Source organism: Rhodococcus sp. NPDC077669 (assembly GCF_040686915.1).
Lineage (GTDB): Bacteria > Actinomycetota > Actinomycetes > Mycobacteriales > Mycobacteriaceae > Rhodococcoides > Rhodococcoides fascians.
In genome coordinates, this window is the sequence record NZ_JBFBMD010000008.1 from 161,781 (window position 1) to 178,311 (window position 16,531).

Here is a 16,531-nt window from a genome sequence, read left to right on the forward strand (position 1 = left end):
AGGCGGTCAGATCGCCGCCTGCTGCTGACGCTGGGTCTCGAAGAATTCGGACCAGGAGTCGACCTCGGGGTGCTGCTTGAGCAGTGCCCTGCGCTGACGCTCCGTCATGCCACCCCACACACCGAACTCGACGCGATTGTCGAGCGCATCCGCGCCGCACTGCATCAGAACCGGGCAGTGCCGGCAGATGGTAGCGGCCTTGCGCTGCGCTGCACCCCGGACGAACAGCTGGTCCGGATCCGTGCCCTTGCACCGAGCGTGTGACACCCAAGCGATACGTGCTTCTGCTTCCTCTACATCGAGTCGCGTCGGCGCGGTTGTCGTGTGCATGGCGGATCCCCTTTACGTCTCGGTCGCCCTCACTGGGCGTCCTGGAGGCTCCGAGCAGTTTGTACCTCGGTGTCGAAGCACAAATTCTAGGAGCTGCCCCACATTCATTATCAAGTGTTATGCGAATCACACTGTGCTCATAATTTAGGTAAACCCGGCCCCGAATGCAAGACGGTGAGGTCACATTTCTGGTACGGGCGTCCCGAGCAGGGGCGCAGCGCACAACGCATGCGGGGCACTGCCGATCCGAACGAGGCACACGTACGCTGTGCTCTGTGTCAGTTGGAAAAACCGTGGCGAAGCTCGCCGGATGTTCAGCACTCGCCGGTGCATTGCTCGCCGGCGTGATGTTCCCCTTGGCCGGTGGGTTCGGGTTCGCGTCCAACCGCGCCGCCGATACCGTCGACAACGTCTCGGCCGAGTTGGTCGAGGGTGCCGTACCTGCTGTTTCGACGATGACCGACGTCAACGGCAACCCGATCGCGTGGCTGTACGAGCAGCGCCGCTTCGAGGTACCGAGCGACAAGATCTCTAACGAGATGAAGCTGGCCATCGTCTCCATCGAGGACCGGCGCTTCGCGGAGCACCAGGGCGTCGACTGGCAGGGCACGCTGCGCGCGTTCCTGACCAACACCACCAGCGGCCAGGTCCAGCAGGGTGCATCGACCATCGACCAGCAGTACGTGAAGAACTACCAGCTGCTGGTCGTGGCGAAGACCGACGCCGAGCGACGCGCCGCCATCGAGACGACGCCCGCCCGCAAGATCCGTGAGATCCGGATGGCGTTGACGCTCGACAAGGAACTGACCAAGGACGAGATCCTCACCCGCTACCTCAACCTGGTGCCGTTCGGTAATGCCTCCTTCGGCATTCAGGACGCGGCTCAGACGTACTTCGGCATCGATGCCAGCCAGCTCAGCGCCGTCCAGGCCGCGATGCTCGCCGGCATGGTCCAGTCCAGCTCGGCCCTCAACCCGTACACCAACGAAGAGGGTGTGATCGAGCGCAGGAACACCGTGCTCGACACGATGATCCAGAACCTCCCCGAGCGTGCGGCCGAGCTCACCGCACTCAAGGCCGAGCCCCTCGGCGTGCTGCCCGTCCCCCAGACCCTGCCCCGCGGCTGCATCGCGGCAGGCGACCGAGGATTCTTCTGCGACTACGCGTTGCAGTACCTCGCACAGGCCGGAATCAGCCAAGAGCAGATCGACAAGGGCGGATACCTCATCCGCACGACGCTCGACCCCGCGGTCCAGAACTCCACCAAGGCCGCCCTGGTCAGCAACACCAGCCCCTCGCTCGACGGCGTGGCGACGGTGATGAACGTCGTCGCCCCGGGCCAGGACCAGCACCGCGTCCTGGCCATGGGCAGCAGCCGCACCTACGGCCTCAACGCCGACGCCGACGAGACCGTGCAGCCCCAACCGCACTCCCTCGTGGGTAACGGAGCCGGCTCCATTTTCAAGATCTTCACCACGGCCGCCGCCATGGAACGCGGACTGGGCACCAGCGCAACGCTGCAGGTCCCCAAGCGCGTGGAGGTCAAGGGCGTCGGCGACGGTGGTGCTCGTAACTGCCCGGCCTCCACCTACTGCGTGGAGAACGCGGGCAACTACCCACCCGCGCTGTCCATCACCGACGCGCTGGCTCAGTCCCCCAACACGGCCTTCGTCAAGCTGATCGAGTCCGTCGGCGTCACGCCGACGGTCGACATGGCCGTCCGTCTCGGCCTGCGCTCGTACACGGACCCGGGTTCCTCGGGTGCCGAGCAGTCGATGGCCGATTTCCAGAAGAGTCAGAACCTCGGCTCGTTCACCCTCGGACCCACCTGGGTGAACCCGCTGGAGCTGTCCAACGTGGCCGCGACCTTGGCTTCCGGTGGCAAATGGTGCCCGCCGACCCCGATCGACTCGATCTTCGACCGCGACGGCAAGCCCGTTCCCGTCGCTCACCAGGCCTGCGAGCAGGTCGTCGAACCCGGTCTGGCGAACACCCTCGCCAACGCTATGAGCAAGGACGACCAGGCAGGTGGCACGTCCGCGTCCGCCGCTGCCTCGGCCGGCTGGAACCTGCCGATGTCCGGCAAGACCGGTACCACCGAGTCGAACCGATCCTCGGGCTTCCTCGGGTTCACCAACAATTACGCCGCCGCCGTGTACACCTACGGCGACTCACCGACGCCCAGCGAGATCTGCTCGTTCCCGCTGCGGCCCTGCGGTTCGGGAAACCTGTACGGCGGTAACGAACCCGCGAGAACCTGGTTCGACGCGATGAGCCCGATCGCCACCAACTACGGGCCCGTCCAACTTCCACCCGTCGACCAGAAGTACGTCCGCGGCTCGGCCAACGGACAGGTACCCGACGTCACCGGCCAGAGCCAGTCGTCTGCGACGTCCACGCTGCAGGGTGCGGGCTTCCAGGTGACAGCGGTGACGACGGCCGATCAGGCTGCGCGCGGAACCGTCGTGTCGACGTCACCGTCGGGCAGCGCGGTTCCCGGATCGAACATCACGATCTACGTCAGTGACGGATCGGTTCGCCAGGCACCGGCTCCGGCCCCTGCCCTGCCGCCGGGTATCCGGATACCGGACCTGCCGCCGGGTATCCAGATACCGGCGATCCCCGGGCTCACCGCTCCTCGCTGAGCGGCTTCGCCGCATGTGAGTGGAACTTCGTAGTGGACTACGAGGTTCCACTCACATGGGTGGTCACAAACGGTCTTTGACGGCCTTCGACAGGCGGGATCCATCGGCCTTACCGGCAGCGAGGCCCGACGCGATCTTCATGACCTGACCCATCTGCTTCATGGCCGGTCGCTCACCCAACTCCTCGGCGACCTGGGCGATGGCGGTATCGACGATCGTGGCCAGTTCCTCGTCCGTCAGCGGAGTGGGCAGATACTCGTTGATGATCTGCGCCTCGGCGTGCTCGTTGGCTGCGAGTTCGCCGCGGCCGTTCTGCGTGTAGATCTCGGCCGATTCGCCGCGCTTCTTCGATTCCTTCGCCAGCACCTTCAGGACGTCGTCGTCGGTCAGTTCGTGGGCCTCCTTGCCGGAGACCTCCTCGGTCTGAATGGCGGCGAGGATCATGCGCAGCGTTGCCAGCCGGAGCTTGTCCTTCGCTTTCATCGCTGTGGTCAGGTCGGTTCGGATACGGGCCTTGAGTTCGGACATGGCAGAAACGCTACGCGGCCCAGCCGTCGGCTCGCGCGTCCATATCGGCTTGCTGCCGTATCGTGGATTGGGTGGCCGTTCACTTCAGTTCCTCGTTACTGCCAACCTCGGCGCAACTGCGCAGCGCTTCCACGCAGCTGCGGTCGGTTGCCGAGCACACGCGCGACGTCGTCAGAGCGGCACCGCTCAAGAGCTCGGTGATCGGGACGGCGGGTGCTGCGGCCCTGGGCATCGGCTACGCCACCCTCGTCGAGCGCAACGCGTTCACGCTCCGTGAGACGTCGATGGCGGTGCTCGAACCCGGCTCCGCGACGCTGCGAGTACTGCACATCAGCGACCTGCACATGATGCCGGGCCAGCGGATGAAGCAGAACTGGCTCCGCGAACTGGACCGCCTCGAACCCGACCTCGTGGTCAACACCGGCGACAATCTGTCGCACCAACGCGCCGTTCCCAGCGTCGTGCAGGCTCTCGGGCCGCTGCTGTCGCGTCCAGGGCTGTTCGTGTTCGGCAGCAACGACTACTTCGCGCCCAAGCCGAAGAACCCCTTCAAGTACTTCGACAAGAACCACAAGCGCACGACGGGCGAGTCGCTGCCGTGGCGTGACCTGCGGGCTGCGTTCTCCGAACGCGGTTGGCTCGACGTGACGCATGTCCGCCGCGAACTCGAGGTCGCCGGAGTCCGGATCGCATCGGCGGGCGTCGACGATCCGCACCTGAAGCGCGATCGCTACGACACCATCGCCGGCCAGCCGAACCCGTTGGCAGATTTGCGCCTCGGCATCACCCACTCCCCCGAGCCCCGGGTGTTGGACAAGTTCGCACAGGACGGTTACGACCTCGTCCTCGCCGGGCACACCCACGGCGGCCAGCTGTGCCTGCCGTTCTACGGTGCGCTGGTGACGAACTGCGAGATCGACCGCTCCAGGGTCAAGGGTCCGTCCAAGTGGGGCGCGCACACGCAGCTCCACGTGTCCGCCGGTCTCGGGACCTCGCCGTACGCGCCTGCCCGCTTCTGCTGCCGCCCCGAAGCGACCCTGATCACGCTCACTCCTGCCCCCAGAAAGGGCCCGAAGGACGTCTCCGACGAGGGCGTTTCGCGTTCTGAGGCAGTCGTGAGTTAGACTTCTCCAGCGGTACACGGGGTGTGGCGCAGCTTGGTAGCGCGCTTCGTTCGGGACGAAGAGGTCGTGGGTTCGAATCCCGCCACCCCGACAGTTGGACCACGAAAAGGGACCCACTCGATTCAGTCGAGCGGGTCCCTTTTCTTTGCCTGATCGGCGCTACTGTGAGGCATGCCGACCCCCACCCGCGTTCATGTCACCCATCGGTTCGCTTCGTCTCCCGACGTCGTCTTCGCAGCGCTGTCCGAACACGAGAACCTCGGCCCGTTGTTCCTGGCCAAGATCCGCCGGGTGCGCGACGGAGACACCTCCCGCAACGGCGTCGGATCGGCTCGTAGCCTGAAGCTGGGGCCACTCCCCGCGTTCGAGGAGACCACAACCGTCTCCGAGCCGAACACCCTCATCGAGTACCGCATCACCAAAGGTGGCCCGCTACGCGGTCATTGGGGTGTGCAGAAGCTGACCCCCACCACTGACGGCGGTACCGAACTCGACTACACAATTGGATTCGACGCCCCGATCCCCGGTCTCGCCGCGATCGTCGGCAAGGCACTGACGTCGAGCATCTCGAAGAACCTGTCGCGCTTGGCTCGGTAGCACTGCCGCACAACGACAAGACCCCGATCGATGGTCTCGATCGGGGTCTTCTCGCGCATGCTCAGCTGGACGCAGCGCGCAGCTTCTCCAACAGTGGGCCGGCCGCCTCGGCGAGGAAGCGCTCCTGGGTCTCGTCGCCCACCTGCACGAGGGCGATGTCGGTGTACCCGGCCTCCCAGTACGGCTTCACGGCCTCGACGATGGCGTCCAGGTCCGGTCCGCACGGGATCGTGTCGGCCACATCCTCTTTCCGGACGAACTTCGTCGCACCGGCGAAACCGGCCGTCGTCGGCAGATCCGCGTTGACGGCCCAGCCGCCGGCGAACCAGCGGAATCGGTCGTGCGCGCGATCGATGGCAGCGTCCTTGTCCGGATCCCACGAAATGGGGATCTGGCCGATGGAGCGCGCCGGGCCCTCGTGGTTGTCCGACCACGCCTTGACGAGATCCGCATCCGGCTCGGTGGCGATGAGGTGATCGCCGTACTCGGCGAACCTCGCCACGGCCTTCTCGCCGCCGGCGGCGATGCCGATCGGGACGCCGCCCTCGGACAGGTCCCAGATCCGAGCGGAGTCGACGCGAAAGTGCTTGCCCTCGTAGGTGACCAGGCCACCGGCGTGCAGTGCGCGGATGATCTCGAGTGCCTCGACGAACATGTCCTGACGCTTGTCGATGGAGGGCCAGCCTTCACCCACGACGTGCTCGTTGAGGTTCTCACCGCTGCCCAGGCCCAGAGTGAAACGTCCGTCGGCCAGAATCTGTAACGTCGCCGCCTTCTGGGCGACGACGGCCGGGTGGTACCGGATGATCGGGCACGTCACGTACGTCATCAGCTCGACGCGCTCGGTGGCCTGCGCGACCGCACCCAAAGTGGTCCACGCGTAAGGAGAGTGGCCCATGGACGAGAGCCACGGCGAGTAGTGGTCACTGCTGACCTCGAAGTCGAAGCCGACCTTCTCGGCTCCGACGGCGTACTTCACCAGCTCTTTGGGACCGCTCTGCTCGGTCATCAACGTGTATCCGAAATTGGTCATGCTGTTCTCCTAAATTGTTGCGACGGAACCGGCGTCGACTCGGTAGTTGGATCCGTTGACGAAGGACGCGCGATCCGAGCACAGGAACGTGATCACCGAGGCCACTTCCTCGGGTTCGCCGCGGCGTCCCAGTTCCATGTACGGGCGCTCCTCGTCGAGGAAGGTCTCGATGGCACCGTCTCTGTCGGTGCCCTTCTCCTCGGCTCGCTTGTCCATCATCGCGTCGGTCATCGGGGTGTGAATGAATGCCGGGGAGACCGCGTTGACCAGCAGGCCCTCCGACGCGTAGCTGCGCGAAAGCCCCTTGGCCAGGGCCAGAACTCCGGCTTTGGCCGAGCAGTAGGGCAATTCGTCGTCGTACGGCTGCACGGCGTCCTCGGACGTCAACAGCACGATGCGCCCCCATCCACCGCGCCGGAGGGCGGGGAGAAACGCGCGCAGTAGGCGGACCGGGCCCATGAGGTCGATGTCAAGGGTGGAGCGCCACCCTTCTTCGTCGATCTCGTGGAACAGCCCCTGCGCGCCGGTGACGCCGGAGGACTGCACCAGAATGTCGATGTCGCCGACGGCCTGCTGCGTGCGCACTGCCAGGTTCTCGACGGCCTCGGTGTCGGTCACGTCCGCGGCGAACGCGAACAGCTGTCCTTCCGCTGCACCGAGTTTCGCGGCGGCTTCGTCCAGCGAACTCTGGTCCTTGTCGCTGACGACCACACGGACGCCCTCGGCCAGCAGCAACTTCGCAGTGTGCCACCCGATGCCGGAGTCGGCTCCGGTCACCAGTGCGGCTCTACCGTCGATTCCCAAATCCATTCGATCCCACTTTGCGCTAGAGGTCGGTTGTCAGGCTGTGGCGTCGTGCGAACGCGCGATTGTCAACGCCGCATTCACCAGGGCCAGGTGGCTCAAGCCCTGCGGGAAGTTACCCAGAAACGACCCATCCGAAGCATCGATCATCTCGCTGTACAGCCCGACGTCGTTGGACATTTCCACCAACTGGTCCATCAGGGCCGTGGCCTCGTCGTCTCGGCCGACGCACGACAGCGCCGATACTCGCCAGAACGCGCAGGCCACGAACGTGACCTCTTCCTCGGCCACTCCGCTGTAGCGGTACATCAACGGCCCGGCACCGAGCTCCTCGCCGAGCGCATCGATCGTGGACGAAATGCGTTCTCCGCGATCGAAGTTCATTTCGGCTGCCAGCAGCACCGACGCGTCGAGCCCGTCGGCACCCGGGTACGCGAGGTAGGTCTGCCGCTCCTCGGACCAGCACTCGGTTTCGATGTACCGCCGTATGCACTCCTTCTCGGCCTTCCACCGATCCGGTATGCCCGGGATCTCCCCGGCTTCGGCCAGGTGCACCGCGCAGTCCAGTGCCTGCCAGCACCCGAGCTTGGAGCTCGTGTAGTGCTGCTCCACCTCGAGCTCCCAGATACCGGCATCCTTGCGCTGCCACGAGTCGCAGGCCTCGTCCGCGATGGTCGCCAACAGCCGACCGGTCTGTGCGTCGAGGATGTTGCCCGCGTCCACGTACTGCCGAATGATCGAGAACAGGTCTCCGAAGATCATGAGCTGGAGCTGGTCCGCCGCGGCGTTGCCGTTGACCACCGGTCCGATGCCGCGCCAGCCGGGCACGTCGGGCTGCTCTGTGCCGCCCGGCAATTCGCCGCCGAGGGTGTAGAACACGTTCACCAACGGATCGTTGACTCGAATGACCTTCAGCAGCCACGCGACCGCCGCATGGATTTCCTCACGCAGACCGAACCGTTGCAGCGCCCGAATGGTGTACGCGGCGTCCCGAACCCAGGCGTACCGGTAGTCCCAGTTCTTGCCACCGGTGCGATTCTCGGGCAGTGACGTGGTCGCTGCCGCCGCGATAGCACCGGATGGACTGTGCAGCAACAGCTTCAATGCCAACGCGCTACGAGCGACGTGCTTCGCCCACGGGCCCTCGTACGAGAACTCGTCCGACCAGACGCGCCAATTGTCGATGGTCCGGTCGATGCCCTCGTCGAGGTGTCGAGGATCCGGCAGCGGCAGTGGCTCGTTCTCGGTTCCGACCACACCGATGACGTGACGCGAACCCGAGCGCGTGGTGAAGACGCCGCTGATGTCGCGATCCGCGAGCTGCACGTCTTCGATCCCCAAAGTCCGGACTGCCAGCGTCAATCCGTCGACGCGCAGGACGGTTCCGTGCTCGGTGTCGTACGCCCACGGCGACGCGATACCGAGCATCGTGCCCGGTGCGACGGACCACGTCATGTCCACTGTTCCGTCCAGTCCGTCGATGCGGCGCGCCAACTCCACCCACGGCAATCGCCCGGCCACACCTGTGTTGAGCGAGTCGGTGATTCGGACCGTACCGCTGTCGGTGCGAAACGTGGTGGTCAGAACGTTTGTGCCGGGCACGAATTCGCGCTCGACGGTGAACTCGTCTCTGGGCGTCAGTTCGATGTACCCACCGTGCGGGGCGTCGAGCAGCGAGGCGAACGGCGGTGGCGAATCGAGGTTGGGTACCGGGAACCAATCGATGCGGCCGTCGTCGGCGATCATCGCGACGGTCCGGCCGTCACCGATCGCGCCGTAACTTTCGATGGGGACGTACCCGTCGACCCTCGGACAAGGCTTTCGGAAGTTGCTCAAGCACTTGCCTTGTCGGCAAGGATCGGGCTCTCGGCGAGGTGTTCCAGCAGATCGGCCGGGTCGTCGAACACTGCCACCGCACCCGCGTCGAGCAGCTCTGCGCGTGAGATACCGCCGCTCAGCACGCCGATGGCCCGCACCCCTGCCCGGCCCGCGGATTCGATGTCCCACACGCTGTCTCCCACCATGATCGCGTGTTCGGCGTCGACGCCGGCGCGCTCGAGCGCAACACCGATGATGTCGGGCTCCGGCTTTGCCACCTCGGCGTCCTCGCCGGATGTCACCACCGCTACCGAATCCTCGACCTCGAGCAGATCACGCAACGTCGACAGCTCGGACTCCGGAGCGGACGTCGCGAGCACCACGGTGACCTCGCGAGTGTTCAGCTCTGCCAACAGCTCCCGTGCACCCGGCAGAATTTCCAAGGTCTTCGACGCGGCCGCGTAGTACTCCCTGTGCAGGGTTTTCGCTTCCTGCGCGAGCGCGCTGTAGGACGAACCGACCAACGCCTCCAGCAACTTCGACCCGTCCATCCCGATACTGCGATGAATGCGCCACGACGACACCTCGTGCCCGGCATCGCGGAACGCGCGGGACCACGCGTCGACATGGACGTAATTGGAATCGACGAGCGTGCCGTCGATATCGAACAACACCGCGTCGACCTTCGGAGCACTTTCAGACATGGGCGTACGAATACCCATGGGCTGTACACGCAAACAAATCGGGCCCCTCACCACCGGTGAGGGGCCCGCATCGAATTCAGGTTTCAGCTGGCCTGGGCCTGCCACATCCAGTGCAGCTGCTCGAGCCGAGCAGTGATGGCAATGAGCAGGTCCTGCGTCACCGGGTCGGCTTCCGCGGTATCGGCGACGCGTCCACGCAGCCGGTCGACGACGGCAGCGATGTTGTCGACGATGGCCGGCACCACTTCGCTGTCCTGGGTCCACCCGGCACCGAAGCCTTTGGTTCCTGCCGTCGAGGAGACGGTGGCTGCCCGGCCGTCCGGGCTGACACCGATCGCGGTGGCGCGCTCGGCCGCCTGATCGGTGAATTCACGTGCAGCAGTGACCAATTCGTCGAGCTCGAGGTGCACGGACCGGAAGTTCTTGCCGATCACGTTCCAGTGCGCCTGCTTCGCGATGAGCGAGAGATCGATCAGGTCGACGACGGTGCCCTGCAGAGCGTCGCCCGCGATCTTCTGCTGACCTGCGTCGAGGGTGCTGGTGATGGGGTTCGTCATGATGTGGCCTCCCTGCCGTTGTGCGACGGTGTGCATCGCACGCCATTATTGTGCTTCCGTCTGTATTGCACAACGGCGGCGCCGCGCCGGTTGTTCCGGGATCGGCGTCGTTGTGACGCCGATCCCAGGAACGTCCGGATCAGACCTTGGCGGCCTCGTCGGCAGGATCGTCGATCGCGCCGGCACCGGTGGTGGGAGCGGTCTCGTTCTGCTGCGACCGAACACCTTCCTCGACCTTCTTGCCGAGCTCGGGGTCGACGTTGGTCCAATACTCGAACACCCGGCTCAGAACCGGCTCGCTGACGCCGTTGAGGACGTGTCCGACGATGTTTCCGACCAGACGCTCGCGCTGCGCGTCGTCCATGACCTCACGGACCAGGGCTCCCGCTTGCACGAAGTCGCCGTCCTCGGGGTGCTCGATGTAGCCGGTGCGGACGAAGCGAGGCTCGAAGTCCCACGCTCCGTCGTCGCCGTACTTGTTCGTGTCCGCCGACGGACCGCCGAAGGAGTTCGGCGCGTAGACGGGCGTCTCCGGAGAGTTGAACGAGTACCGCATGTTGCCGTCCTTGGAGTACGAGTTGACCTCGGACTTCGGGGCGTTGACCGGCAGCTGCGCGTAGTTCGCTCCGATGCGGTACCGATGCGCGTCCGCGTAGGAGAACACACGGCCGAGCAGCATCTTGTCGGGGCTGAAGCCGATGCCGGGCACGGTGTTGGACGGCTCGAACGAGCTCTGCTCGATCTGCGCGAAGAAGTTCTCCGGGTTGCGGTTCAAGGTCATCTTGCCGACCTCGATGAGCGGGTAATCCTTCTGCGACCAGACCTTCGTGAGGTCGAACGGGTTGTACTTGTAGTTCTCCGCCTCGTCGTACGGCATGAGCTGGACCTTGAGGGTCCAACTGGGGAAGTCGCCGTTCTTGATGGACCCGAACAGATCCTGACGGTGGTGGTCGGGTGACGTACCCGCAACCTCGTCGGCCTTGTCCTGCGTCAGGAAGTCGATGCCCTGATCGGTCTTGAAGTGGAACTTCACCCAGGTCTTCGTGCCGTCCTCGGCGATGAGCTGGTAGGTGTGCGAACCGAAACCGTCCATGTGGCGGAACGACTTCGGGATGCCGCGGTCACCCATGAGCCACGTGACCTGGTGCGCCGACTCGGGCGAGAGGGTCCAGAAGTCCCATTGCATGTTGTTGTCACGCAGACCGGAGTCGGGCATGCGCTTCTGGCTGCGAATGAAGTCCTGGAACTTGATCGGATCCTTGACGAAGAAGATCGGCGTGTTGTTGCCGACGAGGTCCCAGTTGCCTTCCTCGGTGTAGAACTTCAGCGAGAAGCCGCGCGGATCACGCCAGGTGTCGGGGCTACCCTGCTCGCCGGCGACGGTGGAGAACCGTGCCAGCATCTCGGTCTTCGCGCCGGGCTGCAACGCCTTCGCCTTTGTGTACTTGCTGATGTCACCGGTGATCTCGAGCTCGCCGAACGCGCCCGCGCCCTTGGCATGCACGACGCGCTCCGGGACCCGCTCGCGGTTGAACTGCGCCATCTTCTCGATCAGGTAGTGATCGTGCAACAGGATCGGGCCCTGTGCGCCGGCGGTGAGCGACTGATCGTCGCTGGCTACGGGGATTCCCGAATTGCTGGTGGTGGGCTTGCTGGTGGTCGGCTTGGTCATACGAAGCCTCCTGATGGCTGTATCGAGTCCGAGAGGGCTGTCCCGGACGAAATCTGTGCGGCCGAGGGCGCGGCCGGATTCTCACGGGGAATGCCCGTACTCACGCGGCATAAACCCTCGAGCTCGACCACCAGCATGCCATCAATCTGTACTAAGTCAAGAAAAGGGTTGCCGTCAGGGCACCAGCCGCGCCTCACCCGTCCGCATCGAACCCGACACGATCTGCAACCCGAAATACGTGCCCGACGGCATCCAGCGATCGAGCGTCGGCCCCGACGCATCCACCTCCACCCGGGCCAACCTGGCTTTCCCCTTCAAGCTCGCGACGCCCAGAGCCGATCCGCCGGGCACCGGCTGCGCGAACCCGATCGATCCGCGCATCGGAAATATGGGCCCGAAGCCGCGGGAGCCGGTCCGCACCGACCAGTCCCCACCGCTGACCCCGGCCTTGTTCAGCACGTCGCCGTCGAACTCGGCCAGCACCTTGGGCAGATGCCAGTTGGTCCTGCCGCCGTGCACCGACGTCGCGGAATCGACGGCGATGAACGGCACCGACATCCGCGGAATCTTTCCGACGTCCCGGCGCAACACCGGGCTCGCCAGTATCTCGCGGTAGGGACCGACGGGTGACGTCATGTAGTCGACGACCATGCACATCGTGATCGGCAACGTCTTCGCGCCGGCGGGAGCGAAATCCGACGACCGGGCGCGATGCCACCAGATCGTGGCCCGGACGTTCGCCGGCCACGGCGCAGCGGGGCTGACCGGCCAATCGGTGCGCTCGGTCTCCGACTCGGCGACGCTCCACATCAGGAGTCCCTCCCCACGACGGTCAGCGGCAGGCGCAGCGCGCCCGGCGCGGTCACCGGCACCACCGGGTTGGACGGCTGAACCGGCGCCACCTCGACATAACCCGAGCCGACGGCAGGCCTACGGTCCGGCTCACCCTTGTTGGGCCACAACGCCATTGCCCGCTCGGCCTGCGCGGTGATGGTCAGAGACGGATTGACACCGAGGTTGGCGCTGACGGCAGAACCGTCGAGCACGTGCAAGCCCTCGTACCCGTACACCCGCTGGTAGCCGTCGATCACACCGGTGTTCGGTGAATCACCGATGGCGCAGCCGCCGAGGAAGTGCGCGGTCATCGGAATGTTGACGATCTCGGCGATCGACCCGCCCGGGTCGCCGCCGATCTTGTCGGCGAGCAACCTGATGGCCGTGTGCCCCTGCGGAATCCACTGCGGCGGCGGATCGCCCGCCCCGGGCCGACTCGTCAGACGACGCCCGAACGGCCCCTTCTTCGAGCCGAGTTCGAGGGAGTTGTCGTCGGTCTGCATCACCAGAGCGATGACGGTGCGTTCGGACCACCGATGGACCGACAGACTGCGGGCCGCCGCGCCGGGGTGACGCAGCGCCACTCCGAGCGTCTTGAGAATCCGCGGCACCTTGCCGCCGCCGTCGCTGAGAACGGTCTGCAGCAGCCCGATTGCGTTGCTGCCCTTGCCGTATCGCACGGGTTCGATGTGCGTGTGATCGTCCGGATGGAACGACGAGGTGATCGCCACTCCCTCGTGGTAGTCGACCTCGCGTCCGCGCGCCGTTGCGGCCAGCACGGCCTCGGAGTTGGTACGTACCAACGAACCGATCTTGTTCGACAGCCGCGGCAACGAACCCTTCTCCTTGGCGGCGAGCATGAGCTTCTGCGTTCCATAGGTGCCCGCCGAGAAGACCACCTGATCGGCGGTGATCGTCTTCTCCTTGCGGCGCAGCTTGCCGCCGGTGCGGCGCGTCACCACGTCGTAGCCGCTGCCGTTCGGGCGGACGTCCACGACGGTCGTCAGCGGAAGGATGTGTGCGCCTGCACGTTCGGCGAGATACAGGTAATTCTTGACGAGGGTGTTCTTCGCGCCGACGCGGCAACCCGTCATGCACGAACCACACTCGGTGCACCCGGTCCGCTCGGGGCCGGCACCACCGAAGAACGGGTCGGGTGCGGTCTTGCCACGGTCACCGAAGTAGACGCCCACCGGAGTCGAGGTGAACGTGTCGCCCACGCCCATGTCCTCGGCGACCTCCTTCATGACCTTGTCCGAGGCAGTGATCGTCGGGTTCGTCTCGACCCCGAGCATCCGACGCGCCTGGTCGTAGTACGGATTCAGCTCACGCTTCCAGTCCGTGATGGCACCCCACTGCGGGTCCTCGAAGAACTTCGTCGGCGGCTGGTACAGCGTGTTGGCGTAGTTGAGCGAGCCTCCGCCGACGCCTGCCCCCGCCATCACCAGCACGTCGGGCAACAGATGGATACGTTGGACGCCGTAGCAGCCGAGCGCCGGAGCCCACAGGTACTTACGCAAACGCCAACTGGTCTTGGGCAATTCGTGATCGGCGAACCGTCGGCCGGATTCCAGCACCGCCACCCGGTAGCCCTTCTCGACGGCCCGCAGCGCGGCAACGCTGCCGCCGAACCCGGAGCCGATGATCAGTACGTCGTAGTCGCTCATGCGGAAACCGCCTTCTTGTCTGATTCACGGGTGTCGGAGACGAGTCGGTAATTCGAGGTGTCGAACGTTCGCGTCTTGTTGCGGAACCGGAACGTGTACGTGGGCCACATCGTCGAGTTACGTCCGTTGGCGTCGAGGTACCAACTCGAGCAACCGCCGGCATTCCAGACGGTCCCGTCGAGAGACGAGTCGACCCACGAGTTGTGCTGCTGCTGAGCGGATTCGGACACCTCGACGGCAGTTGCCCGGTGGTCCCGCATCTCACTGAGCGCCGAGACGACGTAATTGGCCTGCGACTCGAGCATGTAGACGATCGAACTGTGCCCGAGGTTGGTGTTGGGGCCGTACATCAGGAAGAGGTTCGGGAAGCCGGCGACGGTGGTACCCAGGTGCGCCTGCGGGCTACCGCCCCAGTGCTGCGCGAGAGTCCGGCCGTCGCTGCCGTGCAACAGATGTGACACCGGCGGTTCGGTGGGGGTGAACCCCGTCGCGAAGATGATGGTGTCCACCTCGTGGTTGCGACCCGATGCGTCGACGACGCCGTTCTCGGTCACCGACGTCAGGCCCGATGTCACCAGGTCGACGTCGGGTCGATCCAGAGTTCGCAGCCAATCGTTGGACAGCAGAAGACGTTTGCAGCCGGGTGCGTAGTCGGGGGTCAGAGCCGCCCGCTTCGTCGGGTTCTTGACCTGACGCTTCAGGTTCGCTTTGGCGAACACCTTCACCGCGGGCAGCATCCACGGGTTGTCGGCCAGCACGGTCAAGTACGCCTCGCGGTACCCGTAGATGATGCCGCGAACCGCGCGGTGGGCCGCGGGAACCTTCTCGTACAGAGCCCGCTCGACCCGGCCGATGGTGCGGTCCAGACGCGGGATGACCCACGCCGGTGTGCGCTGAAAGACGGTGAGCCGCTGAGCTTTGTCCACTATCTCTGGCACGAACTGCACCGCCGACGCACCGGTGCCGATCACGGCGACGCGCTCTCCGGTCAGATCGTGCTCGTGGTTCCACGTCGCGGAGTGGAACACAGTTCCCTGGAATGTGTCGATGCCCGGGACGTCCGGGATCTTGGGCGTCGACAGTGCGCCGGTCGCCGCTACGAGAACTCTGGCGCTCGTCGCACCCTGGGAGGTCTGCACGGTCCACCGCTGGTCCGTGTCGCTCCAATCGGCCGACAGGAGTTCACAATCGGTGACGATGCGGTCCCGCAGGTTCAGGCGGTCGACTACGGAGCGGAGGTAGTCGAACAGCTCCGGTTGGCGCGCGAAGGTGTGGCTCCACTTGGGGCTCGGCGCGAACGAGAACGAGTACAGCGACGTCGGGACATCGCACGCACACCCGGGGTAGGTGTTGTCCCGCCACGTGCCGCCCACCTCCGACGCTCGCTCGATGACGGTCACGTCGGCACTCGGATCGGCGGCGATGATCTTCGCCACCGCGGCGAGGCCGGCGAAACCGGCCCCGACGACGAGCACGTCCAGTTGTTGGGGCAGTGCAGAATTCACGAGTCCATCACCTTTTCGGACCAGACAGGGAGGAGCCGTCCGCGCAGCTGCGCGTCGGCTTCGGGGGTACGGAACAGAGCAGAGACAGCGAGCCCGCGTGCCAGCTCGACGCTGAGCTCGATGGACTCCGTGGACATGCGGCTACCCATGACGATCTGAACGCCGCTCTGAATCGCCTCGGCGACGCGTCGTTCGAGCGGAACCATTGCCTCGTGCAGAGCCGGATCGGTACGGGCCGCGACCCACAGCTCGAGTGCGGCATAGAACAGCGGGCCCGAGAACGCGTCGACGAGGATCTCCGGTCCGCGTTCCGGGTCGGGCTCGGCTTCCAGAATCTCGGAGAGGCGGCGGTCCACGAGATGCTCGACGGCAGCGGTCACCAACGTCTCCTTGGTCGGGAAGTGGTGCAGCTGCGCTCCGCGGGACACACCGGCACGCCGCGCGATCTCCTGCGTGCTGGTCTTCGCGAAACCCAACTCGACGAGGCACTCGATGGCTGCATCGAGCAACTTCGCGCGAGTCCCCGCGGTGCGTTCCGCCTGCGTGCGGCGCGGAGTCGGTGCGCCGTCGCTGAGCTCTGTGTCGGTAGTCACACTTTGCACAGTAGCGTCAAAACAACAAACAGTCCAGCCTGACTTTAAGTTTTGTCACAACCCCGCTCATCCGCCTTCGAGACCGCCGACAGGCGTTTGCTCAGCCCGACCGCCGACCGT

15 protein-coding genes and 1 tRNA gene are annotated in these 16,531 nt (G+C 65.4%); 4 read left to right on the forward strand and 12 right to left on the reverse strand.

The window, feature by feature from the left end:
- Positions 1-6: 6 nt before the first annotated feature.
- Positions 7-330: a WhiB family transcriptional regulator gene (locus AB0P23_RS12610; RefSeq protein ID WP_008712729.1), complete on the reverse strand. Its 324-nt coding sequence runs from the start codon at positions 328-330 to the stop codon at positions 7-9.
- Positions 331-623: 293 nt separating this feature from the next.
- Between AB0P23_RS12610 and AB0P23_RS12615 the strand changes: the two genes are divergently transcribed.
- Positions 624-2,975 (forward strand): penicillin-binding protein, encoded by a 2,352-nt coding sequence (locus AB0P23_RS12615; RefSeq protein WP_283550695.1) that lies wholly within the window; start codon positions 624-626, stop codon positions 2,973-2,975.
- 63 nt (positions 2,976-3,038) lie between these two features.
- Here AB0P23_RS12615 and AB0P23_RS12620 read toward each other — a convergent pair whose 3' ends face one another.
- Positions 3,039-3,503, reverse strand: coding sequence for a GatB/YqeY domain-containing protein (locus tag AB0P23_RS12620; RefSeq protein ID WP_027494503.1), 465 nt, complete (start codon positions 3,501-3,503; stop codon positions 3,039-3,041).
- Positions 3,504-3,700: 197 nt separating this feature from the next.
- On the opposite strand from AB0P23_RS12620, the gene AB0P23_RS12625 reads away from it, so the two are divergent.
- The 3 genes from AB0P23_RS12625 to AB0P23_RS12635 all read left to right on the forward strand — a co-directional run bounded on the left by AB0P23_RS12625 (position 3,701) and on the right by AB0P23_RS12635 (position 5,224).
- Positions 3,701-4,627 (forward strand): metallophosphoesterase, encoded by a 927-nt coding sequence (locus AB0P23_RS12625; protein ID WP_228139376.1) that lies wholly within the window; start codon positions 3,701-3,703, stop codon positions 4,625-4,627.
- 17 nt (positions 4,628-4,644) lie between these two features.
- Positions 4,645-4,718, forward strand: a tRNA-Pro gene (locus AB0P23_RS12630).
- Between the two features lie 80 nt (positions 4,719-4,798).
- A complete protein-coding gene (locus AB0P23_RS12635) occupies positions 4,799-5,224 on the forward strand; it encodes an SRPBCC family protein (RefSeq protein WP_032400317.1) in 426 nt (141 codons plus the stop codon).
- Between the two features lie 61 nt (positions 5,225-5,285).
- On the opposite strand, the gene AB0P23_RS12640 is transcribed toward AB0P23_RS12635, so the two are convergent.
- The 10 genes from AB0P23_RS12640 to AB0P23_RS12685 all read right to left on the reverse strand — a co-directional run bounded on the left by AB0P23_RS12640 (position 5,286) and on the right by AB0P23_RS12685 (position 16,411).
- Positions 5,286-6,257: an LLM class F420-dependent oxidoreductase gene (locus AB0P23_RS12640; protein WP_363797756.1), complete on the reverse strand. Its 972-nt coding sequence runs from the start codon at positions 6,255-6,257 to the stop codon at positions 5,286-5,288.
- A gap of 9 nt (positions 6,258-6,266) precedes the next feature.
- On the reverse strand, positions 6,267-7,067 hold the full coding sequence (locus tag AB0P23_RS12645; protein WP_032400318.1) for an SDR family oxidoreductase: 801 nt from the start codon (positions 7,065-7,067) through the stop codon (positions 6,267-6,269).
- 30 nt (positions 7,068-7,097) lie between these two features.
- The gene (locus tag AB0P23_RS12650) at positions 7,098-8,897 is read right to left on the reverse strand and encodes a glycoside hydrolase family 15 protein (RefSeq protein WP_032400319.1); all 1,800 of its coding nucleotides are present in this window, start codon (positions 8,895-8,897) and stop codon (positions 7,098-7,100) included.
- On the reverse strand, positions 8,894-9,583 hold the full coding sequence (locus tag AB0P23_RS12655) for an HAD family hydrolase (RefSeq protein WP_363797758.1): 690 nt from the start codon (positions 9,581-9,583) through the stop codon (positions 8,894-8,896). The genes AB0P23_RS12650 and AB0P23_RS12655 overlap by 4 nt, the downstream gene beginning before the upstream one ends.
- 83 nt (positions 9,584-9,666) lie before the next feature.
- Positions 9,667-10,140: a DNA starvation/stationary phase protection protein gene (locus tag AB0P23_RS12660; protein ID WP_027494510.1), complete on the reverse strand. Its 474-nt coding sequence runs from the start codon at positions 10,138-10,140 to the stop codon at positions 9,667-9,669.
- A gap of 139 nt (positions 10,141-10,279) precedes the next feature.
- The gene (locus AB0P23_RS12665; RefSeq protein WP_027494511.1) at positions 10,280-11,812 is read right to left on the reverse strand and encodes a catalase; all 1,533 of its coding nucleotides are present in this window, start codon (positions 11,810-11,812) and stop codon (positions 10,280-10,282) included.
- A gap of 174 nt (positions 11,813-11,986) precedes the next feature.
- On the reverse strand, positions 11,987-12,622 hold the full coding sequence (locus tag AB0P23_RS12670) for a hypothetical protein (protein WP_032400321.1): 636 nt from the start codon (positions 12,620-12,622) through the stop codon (positions 11,987-11,989).
- Positions 12,622-14,313 carry a GMC family oxidoreductase gene (locus tag AB0P23_RS12675; RefSeq protein WP_032373786.1) on the reverse strand — a complete coding sequence of 564 codons (1,692 nt, stop codon included), beginning with the start codon at positions 14,311-14,313 and terminating at the stop codon, positions 12,622-12,624. The genes AB0P23_RS12670 and AB0P23_RS12675 overlap by 1 nt, the downstream gene beginning before the upstream one ends.
- On the reverse strand, positions 14,310-15,818 hold the full coding sequence (locus tag AB0P23_RS12680; RefSeq protein WP_363797760.1) for an NAD(P)/FAD-dependent oxidoreductase: 1,509 nt from the start codon (positions 15,816-15,818) through the stop codon (positions 14,310-14,312). The genes AB0P23_RS12675 and AB0P23_RS12680 overlap by 4 nt, the downstream gene beginning before the upstream one ends.
- On the reverse strand, positions 15,815-16,411 hold the full coding sequence (locus tag AB0P23_RS12685; protein ID WP_363797762.1) for a TetR/AcrR family transcriptional regulator: 597 nt from the start codon (positions 16,409-16,411) through the stop codon (positions 15,815-15,817). Before AB0P23_RS12685 ends, AB0P23_RS12680 begins: the two co-directional genes overlap by 4 nt.
- Between the last annotated feature and the right edge of the window lie 120 nt (positions 16,412-16,531).

Bases quoted from the DNA above. Each gene is read 5' to 3' on its own strand.
- AB0P23_RS12610 (WP_008712729.1), bottom strand. From the start codon at position 330: ATGCACACGACAACCGCGCCGACGCGACTCGATGTAGAGGAAGCAGAA.
- AB0P23_RS12620 (WP_027494503.1), bottom strand. From the start codon at position 3,503: ATGTCCGAACTCAAGGCCCGTATCCGAACCGACCTGACCACAGCGATG.
- AB0P23_RS12635 (WP_032400317.1), top strand. From the start codon at position 4,799: ATGCCGACCCCCACCCGCGTTCATGTCACCCATCGGTTCGCTTCGTCT.
- AB0P23_RS12640 (WP_363797756.1), bottom strand. From the start codon at position 6,257: ATGACCAATTTCGGATACACGTTGATGACCGAGCAGAGCGGTCCCAAA.
- AB0P23_RS12645 (WP_032400318.1), bottom strand. From the start codon at position 7,067: ATGGATTTGGGAATCGACGGTAGAGCCGCACTGGTGACCGGAGCCGAC.
- AB0P23_RS12655 (WP_363797758.1), bottom strand. From the start codon at position 9,583: ATGTCTGAAAGTGCTCCGAAGGTCGACGCGGTGTTGTTCGATATCGAC.
- AB0P23_RS12660 (WP_027494510.1), bottom strand. From the start codon at position 10,140: ATGACGAACCCCATCACCAGCACCCTCGACGCAGGTCAGCAGAAGATC.
- AB0P23_RS12665 (WP_027494511.1), bottom strand. From the start codon at position 11,812: ATGACCAAGCCGACCACCAGCAAGCCCACCACCAGCAATTCGGGAATC.
- AB0P23_RS12670 (WP_032400321.1), bottom strand. From the start codon at position 12,622: ATGTGGAGCGTCGCCGAGTCGGAGACCGAGCGCACCGATTGGCCGGTC.
- AB0P23_RS12675 (WP_032373786.1), bottom strand. From the start codon at position 14,313: ATGAGCGACTACGACGTACTGATCATCGGCTCCGGGTTCGGCGGCAGC.